The following is a 14,158-nucleotide window of genomic DNA, read 5'->3' on the forward strand; positions in this document are numbered from 1 at the left end:
TGGTCAGGAAGTAAGCTTTCTGAAGATGTCCTCCAGGGAATTGGTGTTATGACTGGCCTTTAATGCTTCAATTGTCGCATTAGCAACAATCCGGCCTTTATTAATGATGATCACCTCATCACAAACAGCTTCCACTTCCTGCATAATGTGTGTAGAAAGAATAACGGTTTTATCTTTTCCAAGCGTCCTGATCAAGGCCCGGATCTCCGTAAGTTGATTCGGATCAAGGCCTGAAGTCGGCTCGTCCAGGATCAGCACTTTTGGATCGTGAATGATAGCTTGTGCCAGTCCTACCCGCTGTTTATAACCTTTAGACAGCATGGCAATCTTCTTGAACTGCTCTACTTCCAGCCCTACAGCTTTTATGGTTTCCTGCACCTTAAGCGCTGGGTGTTTTAAGCCATAGGTATTCGCAACAAACAGCAGAAATTCTTTAACATACATGTCTGCATACAAGGGTGTTTGTTCTGGTAAATAGCCCATGATGCGCTTTACCTCGAGCGACTGGGTCTGCACATCTAAACCGCAGAGTTCTGCAGTACCTGAAGTCGGCTGTAAGTATCCTGCAAGCATTTTCATGGTGGTTGACTTACCCGCACCGTTTGGCCCCAAGAATCCAATAATCTTCCCGGCAGCTGCAGAAAAGCTGATGTTGTCTACCGATTTCTGCGTCTCATAATGTTTCGATAAAGCCTGAACCTTTATACTCACTTACTTGATCTTAAGATATTTAGTGCTTAACTTTTTGTCTGCACGGTACTGATCCAGCGCTCTGCCAGACTGCAGTATTTCATCCGTTGATAGAATATCAGCGCCATCAGCAATAAGCTTGTAATACACCTGTTTATTCGGGTTGGCTGCAGCGCTGCGGTCTAAGTTGCCCATAGTTCCAAGAATGCAGCTGATACCTTTACTGTGCAGATATTTATAGACCGCTTTATCTGGCGCGGATACGCCTACAAAGGCCACGATCCGGTTGTTGGGGACACCCATACGGTTTAATCTTTCCAAATCTTCCTTTCCTCGTACCGAAGCAGAGATCATCAGGTCCGGCGCGAGTTTATGTACCTCAGCGGCCTGGTTTGCATTGTAAGTAATGATAATGGAGTTGCTTTCTGACTTCGTTTGTCGTACCGCATCTATGATCCTGCTATATGGAACACCCTTTTTGATGTCGATCGTAAAGATCACTTTGTTTTTCCCCCAGGTAAGCACCTCTGACAGGGTAGGAATTTTGAAGTCAGTAACGGTACCTTCATCATCCTTCAAGCGGATCTGCTGAAGTGCTTCATAGGTGTAGTTTCCAATTGGCCCCGTTCCGGTGGTGGTACGATCCAGTTTATCATCGTGCATAATCACCAATGCAGAATCTTTGCTTAAAGCAACATCAAACTCCACCACAACCGGTTGATAGGTAATTGCATTTTCAAAGGTTTCTATACAATTCTCCGGAAAACCTTTCATCGGACCTCCACGGTGTACACTAATCAAAGGATAAGTTCCTTTTTTAGCATTTAGAAAATCACGAAGTTCTGTGGTATTATTGAAGGAGAGTAGATGTTTTTGCTGAGCCCCTGCAGTAAGTGATAGAAAGCAGGCTGCAATCACCAAAAGATTGAATCGTTTCATGTCCAAAAGTAACCCCAACTTTCTATATTTGCAATATTATGGCTAAAACTAATCACGACGAACAATTTAAAAATGTAATATCACATGCCAAGGAATACGGATTTGTATTCCAGAGCAGCGAGATTTATGATGGGCTGAGTGCTGTATATGATTACGGGCAACTGGGTGCTGAATTAAAGAACAACATTAAAACGTATTGGTGGAAAGCCATGGTACAGATGCATGAAAATATTGTGGGGATCGACTCTGCAATTTTTATGCATCCAAAAGTATGGAAAGCCAGCGGTCACGTGGACGGTTTTAACGACCCCATGATTGACAACAAAGACTCTAAGAAAAGATACCGTGCGGATCAATTACTGGAAGATAAAATTGCCAGATATGAAAAGGACGGCAAAACAGATAAAGCTGCACAATTACAGGCTGACATGGATGCTGCTTTAGCAGCAGACGATCTGGAACAGTTAAAAACGCTTATTGAAGCGCACGAAATTGTTTGCCCGGTAAGCGGCACCAGGAACTGGACCGAGGTACGTCAGTTTAACCTGATGTTCAGCACGCAGTTCGGTGCAATGGCGGAGGGTTCTGATGAAGTATATTTACGTCCGGAAACAGCTCAAGGTATTTTCGTAAACTTCCTTAACGTGCAGAAAACTGGTCGTATGAAGATCCCTTTTGGTATTGCCCAGATCGGAAAAGCCTTCCGTAATGAAGTCATTGCACGTCAGTTCATCATGCGTATGCGTGAGTTTGAACAAATGGAAATGCAATTCTTCGTCCGCCCGGGTGAAGACAAAAAGTGGTTCGAATACTGGAAAGAAGCACGTCTGAAATGGCACCTGGCACTTGGATCAAATGAGGCACAATATCGCTATCATGATCATGCTAAACTTGCGCATTATGCTAACGCCGCAACAGATATTGAATTTGAATTCCCATTTGGCTTTAAAGAAGTTGAGGGTATTCACAGCCGTACGGATTTTGATTTAACCCAGCACCAGGAGTACTCGGGTAAGAAAATGCAGTACTTCGACAACGATCTGAATGAAGAAGGTAAGCCATATGGCAACTATGTGCCATATGTTATTGAAACCTCCATTGGCCTTGACCGCATGTTCCTTTTAACCTTGATCAATGCCTTAGAGGAACAAGATCTAAGTGAGGGTGATAAGAAAGATAGCCGCACCTTATTGCGCCTGCACCCTTGTTTGGCACCAGTGAAAGTTGCCATCTTCCCTTTGACCAAAAAAGACGGGTTGCCGGATAAAGCCAGAGAGATCATGAACAGCTTGAAATTTGATTTTAATTGCATTTACGAGGAGAAAGATGCGATCGGTAAGCGTTACCGCAGACAAGATGCAATTGGTACGCCTTTCTGTTTAACGGTAGACCACCAGACATTAGAAGACAACACCGTTACGATCCGCCACCGGGATACCATGGAGCAACAACGAATAGAGATTAAAGACCTTCAGGAAATCATTTCCAACAAAGTAAGTTGGAAAAACCTGCTTAGATAATTAGCAAAGCCCTGGCAAACCCTGCCGGGGCTTGTTTGTTATACCCCTTTAACATTCCAGATGGTTGCGAAGCTGATCAGGTTCATATTTTTCGGCAATTACTTTATTGGCCTGCTTGCAATAGCGCTAACCATAGAATCCGCTTTGCAATTGGGGGTACCATTAAATTCAACACCTTACTATATCCTGATTTTCTGCGCGCCAGTAGTTTACTATACACATGCCTATATGGGGGCTACACGATTTAGCCGTTCTTCAAACCCCAGAGTAGCCTGGTTTATCAAACACCAACAATACCTTCGATGGAGCCAGTGGGTACTTTCTGCAGTGGCATTACTAGCTTTCCTCTATCTATTTATAACGAACAGCAGTGCAATCCGAAGCCTACCCTGGTTCTACTGGGCGGGGGTCAGTTTCATGCTTATCGTAGCCTTTTTGTATTACGGGCTACTTCCCGCCTATTTTTTTAACCTTAACCTGCGAAATACAGGCTGGCTTAAACCTTTTATCATAGGCTTCATCTGGGCCTGCACCGCAAATGTGTTACCGCTGATTCTGTTGAAAATCGAATTGGGTATGGCTTTTCCAGTGAGTGAATTATGGCTTTGGTTGTTTGTCAAGAACTGGATGTTCTGCACGGTAAATGCGATCATGTTCGACATCAAAGATTATGAGATTGATGCCAATAAAGAGTTGAAAACCTTCGTTGTGCGATTTGGAATTCATAGAACGATCTTTTTTATCCTTATTCCCCTGCTAGCGATTGGAATGTTGAGTTTGCTCGCTTTTACAAGTTATGAACGCTTCCCGGTGAAGCAGGTGTTGATGAACCTCATTCCCTTTGTGCTCACACTCGTTGTGGCATTTTCATTACATCTTAAAAAACCGATACTGTATTACCTCATTGTTATTGACGGTCTTATTTTACTGAAAGCCTGTTGTGGAATTATCGGTGCCAGCATATGAGAACAAACAACTACGATGCCGTTGCGGGTGCCTACGATTTTCTAAGTAGACTGGTGTTCTTCAAAGCCCAGGTAAATGCACAAATCGACCAACTTCAGTACATTCCGGCAGGTTCATCGGTACTGATCGTAGGTGGCGGGACAGGCTGGATTCTCGAGGAAATCGCGAAAGTCCATCACGCTGGCTTGAAGATCGTCTATGTAGAACTATCCGATAAGATGCTGGAATTGGCAAAAAAGAGAAGCTGTGGATCTAATCAGATTTCATTCGTGCGCAGTGACATTGAGCATTATATTAATTCCCATTTGTTTGATGTCATACATACCGCATTCTTGTTCGACAACTTCGGAGAAAGCCGGGCGACCCGCGTCTTTCAACGACTTGTAAACCAGCTAAAAGTTGAGGGTATTTGGTTATATACAGATTTCAAGATTGAAGCTGGAGTGGGTTCAGGTTGGAAACAGGCGTTGCTACGGCTGATGTATAGTTTTTTCAACATCATTGCACATGTAGAAGCAAAAAAACTGCCGGCGATGGAGCGACTATTCAGCAAGTCCGGATGTGGGGTTATTGCCCGCAAGCAGTACTACAAGGGCTTTATTGAATCAATTATTTTTCAGAAATCCCAGAAATTGCCTACCTTCATGGAAAATTTAGAATCATGAGCAACACAGATTTAGCCCTTCTTTTTGGAATTTGCAGTATCATCATCTTTATTACTGCCTTGTATTTAACATTTGTGAAGAATAGAGTACGCTAGTTCCTGAGGAATTAATGGAAGAAACAAGAGGCATCATCCTGCTCAATCCTGAAGAGCAGCGTGTACTTGGTACGCTGTTGGAAAAGAGCAGGACAACACCGGACTATTATCCGATGACCATCAATTCCCTTACGGCAGCCTGCAATCAAAAGACTTCGAGGAATCCCGTTGTAAACTACGATGAGGAAACCGTTACGCTTACCCTTAATGCTTTAAAGATTAAGGGATTGGCGAGTACCGTTACTGCATCGGGTAGCAGAACAGTTAAATGGAAACACAATCTCGCAATATATTACCCCCTTTTACCTTCAGACCTTGCTATTATTTGCCTGCTGCTACTGCGCGGACCACTTACACCAGGTGAGATCAACACCAGCGCTGGCAGGCTTTATGAGTTCGAGACCATTGAAGAAGTGCAGGAAAACCTTCAGCGGCTTGCAAGTGCTGAGCCTGCTTTTATAAAGCAATTGCCGAAACGGCCGGGCCAAAAGGAAGCACGATTCCTGCAGCTGTTTGGCGGGGATAAACCGGACGAAATCTTTGAGCCAGCAACGGAATCAAATAGCCCAGTCGCTAATGATCTGGAAGAACGCCTTGCTAAACTGGAAACAGAAGTTGCTGCGATGAAAGCAATTCTTGATCAGCTTCTATAAAGATCAATAAACTTTAGGATACAAATTGAGTCTTAAATGATGGGCAGTGTATTAAATACTGCCGATTTACGTTTAGGGAACATGAAATCTATTCTTTTCGCTTTTTTATTTGCCTTTCCAGCCTACGCCAGTGCCAGTCATACCGGCGACTCCACGATAAAATCCAAACATCTCTCCTATTATTCTGAAGAACCAGCCGCAGCCAAATGGAGCACAGCGGAATTGGAACGCGCCAACACCGCTAAAAACGTAAAGTACCTGAATGCAGAAGAAAAGAAGATCATATTCTACATGAACCTGGTACGGATGAATGGAAAGCGTTTTTTTGATACCTATTTCCAGCAATATATCGACGAACACAACCTGAAGATGAAACAGTACAGCAATTACCGTGAAGTTCGGGTAAGTCGTAACGACCCCTATTATCGTGGCTTGGAGCAGGATCTACGAGACATCAAGAACCTTGGCCTGTTGTATCCCGATGAGACTTTGACCTATGTAGCGCAGCAACACGGCAAAGACATGAACAAACACAACCTTGCGGGTCACAACTCTTCCGATGGGCGGACCATGGTGGATCGCATTAGAAAGTACTATCCCAACAACGGCATGGCTGAGAACCTCGCCTTTGGCTTTTCCTCTGCATTGGCAAACGTCAGTTTATTGTTGTTGGATAAAGGTGTTCCCGACCTCGGGCACCGTAAGAATATCCTGAATAGAACGTTGGGGATCAATATTGTAGGCGTAAGCATTCAACCGCACCCGCATTACAAATACTCGGCTACAATCGACTTTGTCGCGGTCAGGAACTTGAAGATTCCAGAATAAAAATTCCGAATTGCTATGAAATTTGCGTGCAATGGCTACTTTCGTGCAGAATTAAATTATGCGTAAAGCGATATTAAGCCTGATAGACTTCTTTTATCCTCCATTTTCGCGATGGATTCCACAGCACACCTTTAGATACCTGGCGACAGGGGGGTCTACATTTGCCGCGGGAATTGTCATTTACTATCTAGTATATAACTTCGTGCTGCATCAACAGGATATCCGGGTAGCCGGACTGCTGGTTACTGCCCCTATTGCAGCCTTGGCTATTGAGTCCATCATCACGTTTTTCATTGGATTCCTGTTGAATAAATACCTTGTCTTTACGCAGTCCAATCTAAAAGGTCGCGTGCAGCTCTTCCGTTATGGATCTATCGTCATTACGAATATCATGCTTAACTATGCCTTCATTAAGGTCATGGTTGAGGCCTTTGGGTTTTACCCGACGATTGCTAAGATTGTAACCTCAATAATTCTTGCTGTTTTCAGTTACTTCTCTCAAAAACATTTTTCTTTCCGGGTAAAGAAATAGAGCTGGCCTGATCAATTCTATTTTTTACTTGTGTTCCTTTGATTTAGCCCCTATATTAGGCACAATCCCAATTTTAGATAGTGATGAGCGATTTTAATGACTTCAACAATCCACAGGTAAGGAATTTACCCAGGCATTTAAGACAGTTTATTGTAGAGCAGCATTACGAGAAATATACGCCAATTGATCAGGCGGTATGGCGGTACGTAATGCGTAAAAACTACAGTTATTTAAAAGACGTTGCCTATTATCCATATATCAAGGGACTTCAACGTGCAGGTTTGAGCATTGAGCACATCCCTGACCTTCAAACCATGAACGATAACCTGGCCAAACTGGGCTGGGGTGCTGTCACTGTGGACGGCTTCATTCCGCCTGCCGCTTTCATGGAGTACCAGGCTTATCGTGTGCTGGTCATTGCTGCAGATATCAGGCAGCTGAACCACATTGAGTACACCCCCGCCCCTGACATCATTCATGAATCCGCAGGACATGCACCGATCATTGCAGATGCAGCATACAACAGTTATTTGAGTTATTTCGGCTCAATTGGCGCCAAAGCGATGTTTTCTGCCAAGGATTTCGAGCTGTATGAAGCGATCAGACATTTATCGATACTCAAGGAAGCGGTCCATGTAAGCGAAGAAGAGATTGCCGCAGCAGAAAAACATCTGAACGACGTGGCGGAGAATATGGGTGAGCCATCCGAAATGGCCCTACTGGGAAGGTTGCACTGGTGGACGGTAGAATATGGTCTGATCGGTACCCTGGAAGACCCAAAAATTTATGGTGCCGGATTACTTTCTTCTATCGGTGAAAGCGCAAGCTGTATGTCTGACGAGGTAAAGAAGATTTGGTACACTATAGATACCGTAAACTACCAGTACGATATTACGAAAACCCAGCCACAACTGTTTGTGACGGAAAGTTTCCAAAATCTGATCGACGTGCTGGAACAATATGCAGACACCATGGCGTTTCGCCGTGGCGGTGCGGAAAGCGTACAAAAAGCAATTGATTGTAAGAATCCGGCAACAGCCGTTTACAGTTCCGGTTTGCAGGTGACGGGTATATTTACCGAAATGAAAACCAATGCCGAAGGCGAACTTACATTTGTAAAAACCTCCGGCCCTTCTGCTCTTGCTTTTGAAAACAAGCAGTTGCCAGGCCATGATAAGGTTTACCATAAAGATGGGTTTTCTTCACCTGTTGGACGCCTAAAAGGAAGCATCACGCCTCTCGAGAACTATGATACTGCAGCGCTGGTGGCAGCAAACATTATTGTAGGGCAAACCTGCGCATTGGAGTTTGAAAGTGGAATCCGGGTTGAAGGCGAAATCGAGAAGATCCTTAAGCCAGGGAATAAAGTATTGCTAATCAGTTTCAAGAATTGCAGGGTAACGGATGCGTCCGGGATAGTTCTGTTTCAGCCTGACTGGGGTATGTACGACATGGCTGTGGGAGAAAAAATTGTCTCCGTGTTTAATGGAGCCGCAGATAAAGATGCATACGAAGAAATTACCTACGTGAGTCAGAAGCAGACACACAAAATCCAGTACGACGAGGCTATGCAAAAGTTGCATCAACTTTACCAATCGGTAAGAGCCATTCGCGAGTCCGACAAGAACCATCAGCAACTGCCAGAAATCTTCAAGACGCTAACGTTAGAATATCCTAATGATTGGCTCTGCGGGCTGGAGATACTTGAAATTCTGGACCATAAAAAGCTCTTTCCTGAACTGGAAGCTGAGATCCGGGAATGGCTGGTGGAAAAAGCTGAACACGAACCTGAACACAGAAAACTGATCGTTGACGGGCTGCATGTAATTGCAAATCCGGTGACTCAACTGATTATACAAGAATAGACTAATGAATATAATATTAACTGGTGCAAGCAGCGGGATAGGCTTTGAAGCAGCACTTGAACTTTCCCTCAGTAACGACAACAAAATTGTTTGTATTGCCCGTTCGGCAGACAAGCTACGCAAACTGCTCGAGATTGCACGTGGCATCAATCCCGATTGCACCATTTATCCGGTCGAATTTGATATTGTAATGGATGACTATGCCGCTCTTGTTCCATTTTTAAAGGAAAGACTTGGGCATGTCGACATCCTGATCAATAACGCAGGTGCATTGATAAATAAACCTTTTCTGGAAACTACAGGGCAGGACTTAGCGGACATGTATCAAAGCAATGTACTGGGTCATTTTAACATGATCAAGCATATCCTGCCTTTGATGCAAAGTGGAGGACATATTGTAAATATTGGCAGTATGGGTGGGTATCAGGGAAGCGTTAAGTTCCCGGGACTTGCTGCCTATTCGGCCAGTAAATCCGCACTACATACGCTTACCGAATGCCTCGCCTTTGAACTGGCTGATACCGGCATAAAAATCAACTGTCTTGCTTTAGGTTCTGCGCAAACGGAAATGCTTGAAGCAGCTTTCCCTGGTTATGAGTCGCCGGTTATGGCATTTGAGATGGGTAAATATGTCGCTGATTTTGCAAGAACGGGGCACAAGTTTTTTAATGGTAAGGTGCTGCCCGTAGCAGTGACAACACCTTAGAATGACAGTCAATTAGTCGAGCAACACAATTTTTAAGGCATCGGATACACGCCCCTGCCTTAAAAATTCTTTCGCCAGGCCATGAAGTTCACGCATTCTGGTACTTGCGTCGCCGATGGTGGCATCCAATACCTCTTTAACGGCAGCATCGCTGCGCATGTCATCAATTTCTTCAGGTGTAGGTAGTTGCTCCACGTTTCCTAACATCCCCAGATCGTTTCCGCTGAGTTCTCTGGAGTTACGAACCTCATGCGGTAATGCATCAACCCCAATGCCGAGTGTGGTAAGTGGTTTAGCAACTTTGAACAAATTGTCTGGAGTAACCCTGCAGTACCAGTCGCCACCCAATCTGGCTACCAGATCTATCTTCTCCTGATCGATCTTTCCACTTTCATCCAGAATCTCTTCATTGATGTGCATCAGCTTAACCTCTGCTACAATTAAGTTCCCCGCTCCTGCCTGATCACCGAGCGAAATAACCTGTGTAACCAGGCATTCCATTTGTACCGGAGCTTCCATCACCCTAGGTGGTTGTACGAGTTGTGAAGCCTGCATGGTAAAACCAGCCTTTTCAAACTCGTTAACGCCCTTGGCATACTCTGTACTGGAAAGGCTCATTTGCTGCACCATATCGTAGTTGACGATATTGATCACGCATTCACGCACTTCGAGAATGTTTTCCAGCGTATGTTTAGTAGTGTTATCACGAACGCGCCGGGCTGGTGAGAACACACATACCGGTGGATTGGTGCTGAACATGTTAAAAAAGCTGAAGGGGCTCAGGTTGATATTCCCAGCTGCATCGACCGTGGATGCAAAGCAGATTGGCCTCGGCGCAATGGCATACTGCATGTAATTTTGCAATTGCGCCGGGCTCAATTCTGAAACATTTATCGTCAGCATTATTTTTTTAGCGCAAGTATTGAAAAATCGGTATCTACCCTGCTTATGGTGTTGCTCAAGATACCCAAGCCGGTAACCGTCATTTCCACGATATCTCCCTCTTGTAGCCATTGTGGCTTGTAATCGGGATTCTCAAGCAAGCCTGTGCCATTCAACTCCAGAAAACAACCTGTGCCAACGGTTCCTGATCCGATGACATCCCCAGGCAAAATATCTACGCCATAAGCACAGCGCTCAATGATCTCGGCGAAGGTCCAGTCCATATCGGCCATATTACCTTTAGATACCGCTACCCCATTTACGGTACATGCCATTTCCAGGTTGTAAGCATTTCCAACATGACCAGCTTTAGGCGTTGTTCGATATGGCTCGAGCTCATCTGGTGTAACCAGCCATGGACCAATCACGGTCGAGAAGTCTTTTCCTTTTGCCGGCCCGAGGTTAAGCAGCATTTCTTCCATTTGCAGGGTGCGCGCGCTCATATCGTTCATGATCATGTATCCCGCGATGTAGCGGTCAGCTTCTGCTGCCTTGATGTTTCTGCCTTTAGCACCAATTACTACTGCCACTTCCAACTCAAAATCAAGCTTTTGAAAATGGTCGGGCATACATGGGATTTCTCCTGGCCCCTGAATGGCGTTATGATTGGTGAAGTAGAAGATTGGATATTGGTCGAATTCGGCGATCATGCCAACACCACGGTTTCGGCGGGCAGCTGCAACATGTTGCCGGAAAGCATAAGCATCTCTGCAAGATGTTGGGTGTGGCACTGGCGCAAGGAGCTCATAGAAAACCTCTTCCTTAGCTTCTATCTCTGCAGCCTTAATCTGCTGATCTATCTTCTTGGCCCGTTCCATCATGACATCGCCTTCAGCTAAAAAGGCATTCATCTCATCAGGAATCTGCTTATCGCAGGAATGCAGGTTATAGATATGTCCGTTTACATAAACACCCAGGTGTTCCCGGTCTTCCGTCTTATAAGATACAAGCTTCATACGCTATTGGTTTAGGTTTTTAGATTGGATAAAGCTAAGCAGATGTTCTTAAATTTAAAGAAATAAAGCATTTTATATCTTTTGGATGGGATTTCATGAAATTATTTGTCAACTTTAAATAACAATACATACTTTAGCATAGCAGATGAATAAGCGACTACATAGCCTTAAACAGATCTCCCGCCAGGTGTTGGCTGGTTTCCGGTATGCTATGCTTTCCAAGCTGATCTTTGCACAATACTCCTTTTAAGCGTTACTACGGCTTACCAATAACGGATTTCTGATCGTTATATCCTTTTCTAACCAAATTCATGTATTATGCCCATTTACCACACTTTAGGAACTATTCCTCATAAACGCCATACCGTATTTCGAAAACCTAATGGGGAACTTTATGCAGAAGAACTTGTTTCCACGGAAGGATTTTCCAGTTTGTACTCTCTGGTTTATCACTGCCACCCGCCGACCATTGTAAAGGCTTTAGGTGAGCCGTATTCAGTGGAGCCTAAAATCGCCCGGGAAAAACACCTCAAACATACCAGTTTGATCGGCTTCAACATCAAACCCGAAGACGACTACCTGCAGAGCCGAAAACCTGTACTGGTGAATAGCGACCTGCACATCAGCCTTGCCGCACCACGTAAATCCATGAGGGATTACTTTTATAAAAACAGTCAGGCAGACGAAGTGGTCTTTATCCATGAGGGCCGTGGAACCCTGAAAACTGGTTTTGGAAAGATCAGATTTGAATATGGCGATTATCTGGTGATCCCACGCGGAACGATACACCAGTTTGAATTTGAGACAGAAAGCAACCGTTTGTTTATTGTTGAAAGTTTCAGCCCCATACGCACGCCTAAAAGATACCGGAATGAATACGGACAGTTGATGGAACATGCACCCTTTTGTGAAAGGGACATTAAACGTCCTGTGGATATGGAGACCTTTGATGAGTTTGGAGATTTTAAGGTGCTGATCAAAAAGCAAGGACTGATGTATCCATACACTTACGGCACACATCCGTTTGACTTCATCGGTTGGGATGGCTTCCATTATCCATGGGCATTTTCGATCCATGACTTTGAGCCGATCACCGGTCGCCTGCACCAGCCACCACCCGTGCACCAGACATTTGAAGGACACAATTTCGTAATATGCTCCTTTGTACCCAGGAAATATGACTATCATCCGCTCTCCATACCAGCACCTTACAACCACAGCAACGTGGATAGTGACGAAGTGCTGTATTATGTGGATGGCGATTTTATGAGTCGCAAGAGTGTGGTTAAAGGGCAAATCACCTTGCACCCCGGCGGAATTCCGCATGGCCCTCATCCTGGTACAGTCGAAAAGTCGATAGGAAAAGAGAAAACAGAAGAGTTAGCCGTGATGATTGATCCTTTCAGACCATTGATGCTTACCGAAGATGCGGTAAATATAGAGGATGAAAGCTATCATAAAAGCTGGCAGATAAACATCGAATAATTAACGAATACAACCAAATATAAAGTTATGTCAACACAAACATTTGCAGAGAAAATTGCCAAGGCACAGGATTTCTTACCCATCCATGGTACTGATTATATTGAATTGTATGTTGGTAATGCAAAACAGGCTGCACATTATTATAAGACTGCCTTCGGCTTTCAGTCGCTTGCTTATGCCGGTCCGGAAACGGGTGTTAAGGAGTATGCTTCCTACGTATTGCAACAGGGTAAGATCCGTCTGGTACTTACTACAGCATTGAAGTCGGATCACAAGATCGCAGAACATGTCAGGAGACATGGGGATGGCGTTAAAGTATTGGCCCTTTGGGTTGAGGACGCCTATAGTGCCTTTGAGGAGACTACTAAGCGCGGTGCGAAGCCTTATCTGGAGCCCGTGACCATCAAGGATGAATTCGGCACAGTGAAGATGTCTGGCATTTACACCTATGGCGAAACCGTACACATGTTTGTAGAACGTAAGGAATACACCGGCCCCTTCATGCCAGGTTATCGCGCATGGAACAGCGAGTATAATCCCGAGGAAGCTGGCTTACTTTACATTGACCACTGCGTGGGAAATGTGGGCTGGAACAGGATGAATGAAACCGTAAAGTGGTATGAAGAGGTCATGGGTTTTGTAAACATCCTTTCTTTTGACGACAAGCAGATCAATACAGAATATTCTGCACTGATGAGTAAGGTGATGAGCAATGGAAATGGGTATTCGAAATTTCCAATCAACGAACCTGCTGAAGGCAAAAAGAAATCGCAGATTGAAGAATATTTGGAGTTCTATGAAGGCGAAGGTGTTCAGCATATTGCGGTAGCAACTAAGAATATTCTGCATACCGTGCAGACCTTGAAGGCCCGGGGTGTAGAGTTTTTGAGTGCGCCACCTGAAGCCTATTATGAAATGATGCCGACCAGGGTTGGGGAAATAGATGAAGAGGTGGAACAACTTAAAGCCTTAGGCATATTGGTGGATCGTGATGAAGAAGGCTACCTGCTTCAAATATTTACGAAACCGATTGAAGACCGACCAACTTTGTTTTTTGAAATTATTCAGCGTAAAGGGGCACAATCTTTCGGTGCCGGGAACTTCAAAGCACTATTTGAATCGCTGGAACGCGAGCAGGAGCTGCGAGGAAATTTGTAGCAGCCTCATCATAGCATAGCCCGGCGGTTTAACCTCCGGGCTGTTTTTGATTTAGCGGTAAAACAAAAGAAGGCGACTCATCGCTGAGCCACCTTCCCTATAAGCATTTATTAATGTTTTCTTTTTAGAATGAACCTGGATATCTGTTCAGACCTGCT

General features: G+C 44.5%; 14 protein-coding genes. 10 read left to right on the plus strand and 4 right to left on the minus strand.

Annotated elements, in window-relative coordinates; all coding sequences use genetic code 11:
* Window positions 1-3 precede the first annotated feature (3 nt).
* A complete protein-coding gene (locus ACTHQF_RS10505; protein ID WP_440430167.1) occupies window positions 4-711 on the minus strand; it encodes an ATP-binding cassette domain-containing protein in 708 nt (235 codons plus the stop codon).
* Window positions 712-1,629 (minus strand): glycerophosphodiester phosphodiesterase family protein, encoded by a 918-nt coding sequence (locus ACTHQF_RS10510; RefSeq protein ID WP_440430168.1) that lies wholly within the window; start codon window positions 1,627-1,629, stop codon window positions 712-714.
* A 38-nt stretch (window positions 1,630-1,667) separates the two neighbouring features.
* Between ACTHQF_RS10510 and ACTHQF_RS10515 the strand changes: the two genes are divergently transcribed.
* The 8 genes from ACTHQF_RS10515 (at window position 1,668) to ACTHQF_RS10550 (ending at window position 9,459) form a co-directional block, all read left to right on the plus strand.
* A complete protein-coding gene (locus ACTHQF_RS10515; RefSeq protein WP_440430169.1) occupies window positions 1,668-3,149 on the plus strand; it encodes a glycine--tRNA ligase in 1,482 nt (493 codons plus the stop codon).
* Window positions 3,150-3,209: 60 nt separating this feature from the next.
* Window positions 3,210-4,115, plus strand: a complete 906-nt coding sequence (locus tag ACTHQF_RS10520) for a hypothetical protein (RefSeq protein WP_440430170.1) — start codon at window positions 3,210-3,212, stop codon at window positions 4,113-4,115.
* On the plus strand, window positions 4,112-4,780 hold the full coding sequence (locus ACTHQF_RS10525) for a class I SAM-dependent methyltransferase (protein ID WP_440430171.1): 669 nt from the start codon (window positions 4,112-4,114) through the stop codon (window positions 4,778-4,780). The genes ACTHQF_RS10520 and ACTHQF_RS10525 overlap by 4 nt, the downstream gene beginning before the upstream one ends.
* A 109-nt stretch (window positions 4,781-4,889) precedes the next feature.
* Entirely contained in the window at window positions 4,890-5,528 is a 639-nt protein-coding gene (locus tag ACTHQF_RS10530; protein WP_440430172.1) for a YceH family protein, read from the plus strand.
* Window positions 5,529-5,564: 36 nt separating this feature from the next.
* Window positions 5,565-6,356 (plus strand): CAP domain-containing protein, encoded by a 792-nt coding sequence (locus ACTHQF_RS10535; RefSeq protein WP_440430173.1) that lies wholly within the window; start codon window positions 5,565-5,567, stop codon window positions 6,354-6,356.
* Window positions 6,357-6,414: 58 nt separating this feature from the next.
* Entirely contained in the window at window positions 6,415-6,888 is a 474-nt protein-coding gene (locus tag ACTHQF_RS10540; RefSeq protein WP_440430174.1) for a GtrA family protein, read from the plus strand.
* Window positions 6,889-6,971: 83 nt separating this feature from the next.
* Window positions 6,972-8,753, plus strand: coding sequence for an aromatic amino acid hydroxylase (locus ACTHQF_RS10545; protein ID WP_440430175.1), 1,782 nt, complete (start codon window positions 6,972-6,974; stop codon window positions 8,751-8,753).
* Window positions 8,754-8,757: 4 nt separating this feature from the next.
* A complete protein-coding gene (locus tag ACTHQF_RS10550; RefSeq protein ID WP_440430176.1) occupies window positions 8,758-9,459 on the plus strand; it encodes an SDR family NAD(P)-dependent oxidoreductase in 702 nt (233 codons plus the stop codon).
* Between the two features lie 12 nt (window positions 9,460-9,471).
* Here ACTHQF_RS10550 and ACTHQF_RS10555 read toward each other — a convergent pair whose 3' ends face one another.
* Together ACTHQF_RS10555 and ACTHQF_RS10560 are read right to left on the minus strand one after the other, a co-directional pair.
* Window positions 9,472-10,362, minus strand: coding sequence for a flavin reductase family protein (locus tag ACTHQF_RS10555; RefSeq protein WP_440430177.1), 891 nt, complete (start codon window positions 10,360-10,362; stop codon window positions 9,472-9,474).
* Window positions 10,362-11,357 (minus strand): fumarylacetoacetate hydrolase family protein, encoded by a 996-nt coding sequence (locus ACTHQF_RS10560; RefSeq protein WP_440430178.1) that lies wholly within the window; start codon window positions 11,355-11,357, stop codon window positions 10,362-10,364. The genes ACTHQF_RS10555 and ACTHQF_RS10560 overlap by 1 nt, the downstream gene beginning before the upstream one ends.
* Window positions 11,358-11,675: 318 nt before the next feature.
* Between ACTHQF_RS10560 and ACTHQF_RS10565 the strand changes: the two genes are divergently transcribed.
* Both ACTHQF_RS10565 and hppD read left to right on the plus strand, forming a co-directional pair.
* Window positions 11,676-12,842 carry a homogentisate 1,2-dioxygenase gene (locus ACTHQF_RS10565; RefSeq protein ID WP_440430179.1) on the plus strand — a complete coding sequence of 389 codons (1,167 nt, stop codon included), beginning with the start codon at window positions 11,676-11,678 and terminating at the stop codon, window positions 12,840-12,842.
* A 27-nt stretch (window positions 12,843-12,869) separates the two neighbouring features.
* Window positions 12,870-14,000: a 4-hydroxyphenylpyruvate dioxygenase gene (hppD, locus tag ACTHQF_RS10570; protein WP_440430180.1), complete on the plus strand. Its 1,131-nt coding sequence runs from the start codon at window positions 12,870-12,872 to the stop codon at window positions 13,998-14,000.
* The last annotated feature ends 158 nt before the right edge of the window (window positions 14,001-14,158 follow it).

The sequence above is a fragment of the Pedobacter sp. SAFR-022 genome, from assembly GCF_051965375.1.
Taxonomy (GTDB): domain Bacteria; phylum Bacteroidota; class Bacteroidia; order Sphingobacteriales; family Sphingobacteriaceae; genus Pedobacter.

Coding starts and splice junctions, on each gene's coding strand:
- ACTHQF_RS10510 (WP_440430168.1), bottom strand. CDS start 1,629: ATGAAACGATTCAATCTTTTGGTGATTGCAGCCTGCTTTCTATCACTT.
- ACTHQF_RS10515 (WP_440430169.1), top strand. CDS start 1,668: ATGGCTAAAACTAATCACGACGAACAATTTAAAAATGTAATATCACAT.
- ACTHQF_RS10520 (WP_440430170.1), top strand. CDS start 3,210: ATGGTTGCGAAGCTGATCAGGTTCATATTTTTCGGCAATTACTTTATT.
- ACTHQF_RS10525 (WP_440430171.1), top strand. CDS start 4,112: ATGAGAACAAACAACTACGATGCCGTTGCGGGTGCCTACGATTTTCTA.
- ACTHQF_RS10530 (WP_440430172.1), top strand. CDS start 4,890: ATGGAAGAAACAAGAGGCATCATCCTGCTCAATCCTGAAGAGCAGCGT.
- ACTHQF_RS10535 (WP_440430173.1), top strand. CDS start 5,565: ATGATGGGCAGTGTATTAAATACTGCCGATTTACGTTTAGGGAACATG.
- ACTHQF_RS10540 (WP_440430174.1), top strand. CDS start 6,415: ATGCGTAAAGCGATATTAAGCCTGATAGACTTCTTTTATCCTCCATTT.
- ACTHQF_RS10545 (WP_440430175.1), top strand. CDS start 6,972: ATGAGCGATTTTAATGACTTCAACAATCCACAGGTAAGGAATTTACCC.
- ACTHQF_RS10550 (WP_440430176.1), top strand. CDS start 8,758: ATGAATATAATATTAACTGGTGCAAGCAGCGGGATAGGCTTTGAAGCA.
- ACTHQF_RS10555 (WP_440430177.1), bottom strand. CDS start 10,362: ATGCTGACGATAAATGTTTCAGAATTGAGCCCGGCGCAATTGCAAAAT.
- ACTHQF_RS10560 (WP_440430178.1), bottom strand. CDS start 11,357: ATGAAGCTTGTATCTTATAAGACGGAAGACCGGGAACACCTGGGTGTT.
- ACTHQF_RS10565 (WP_440430179.1), top strand. CDS start 11,676: ATGCCCATTTACCACACTTTAGGAACTATTCCTCATAAACGCCATACC.
- hppD (WP_440430180.1), top strand. CDS start 12,870: ATGTCAACACAAACATTTGCAGAGAAAATTGCCAAGGCACAGGATTTC.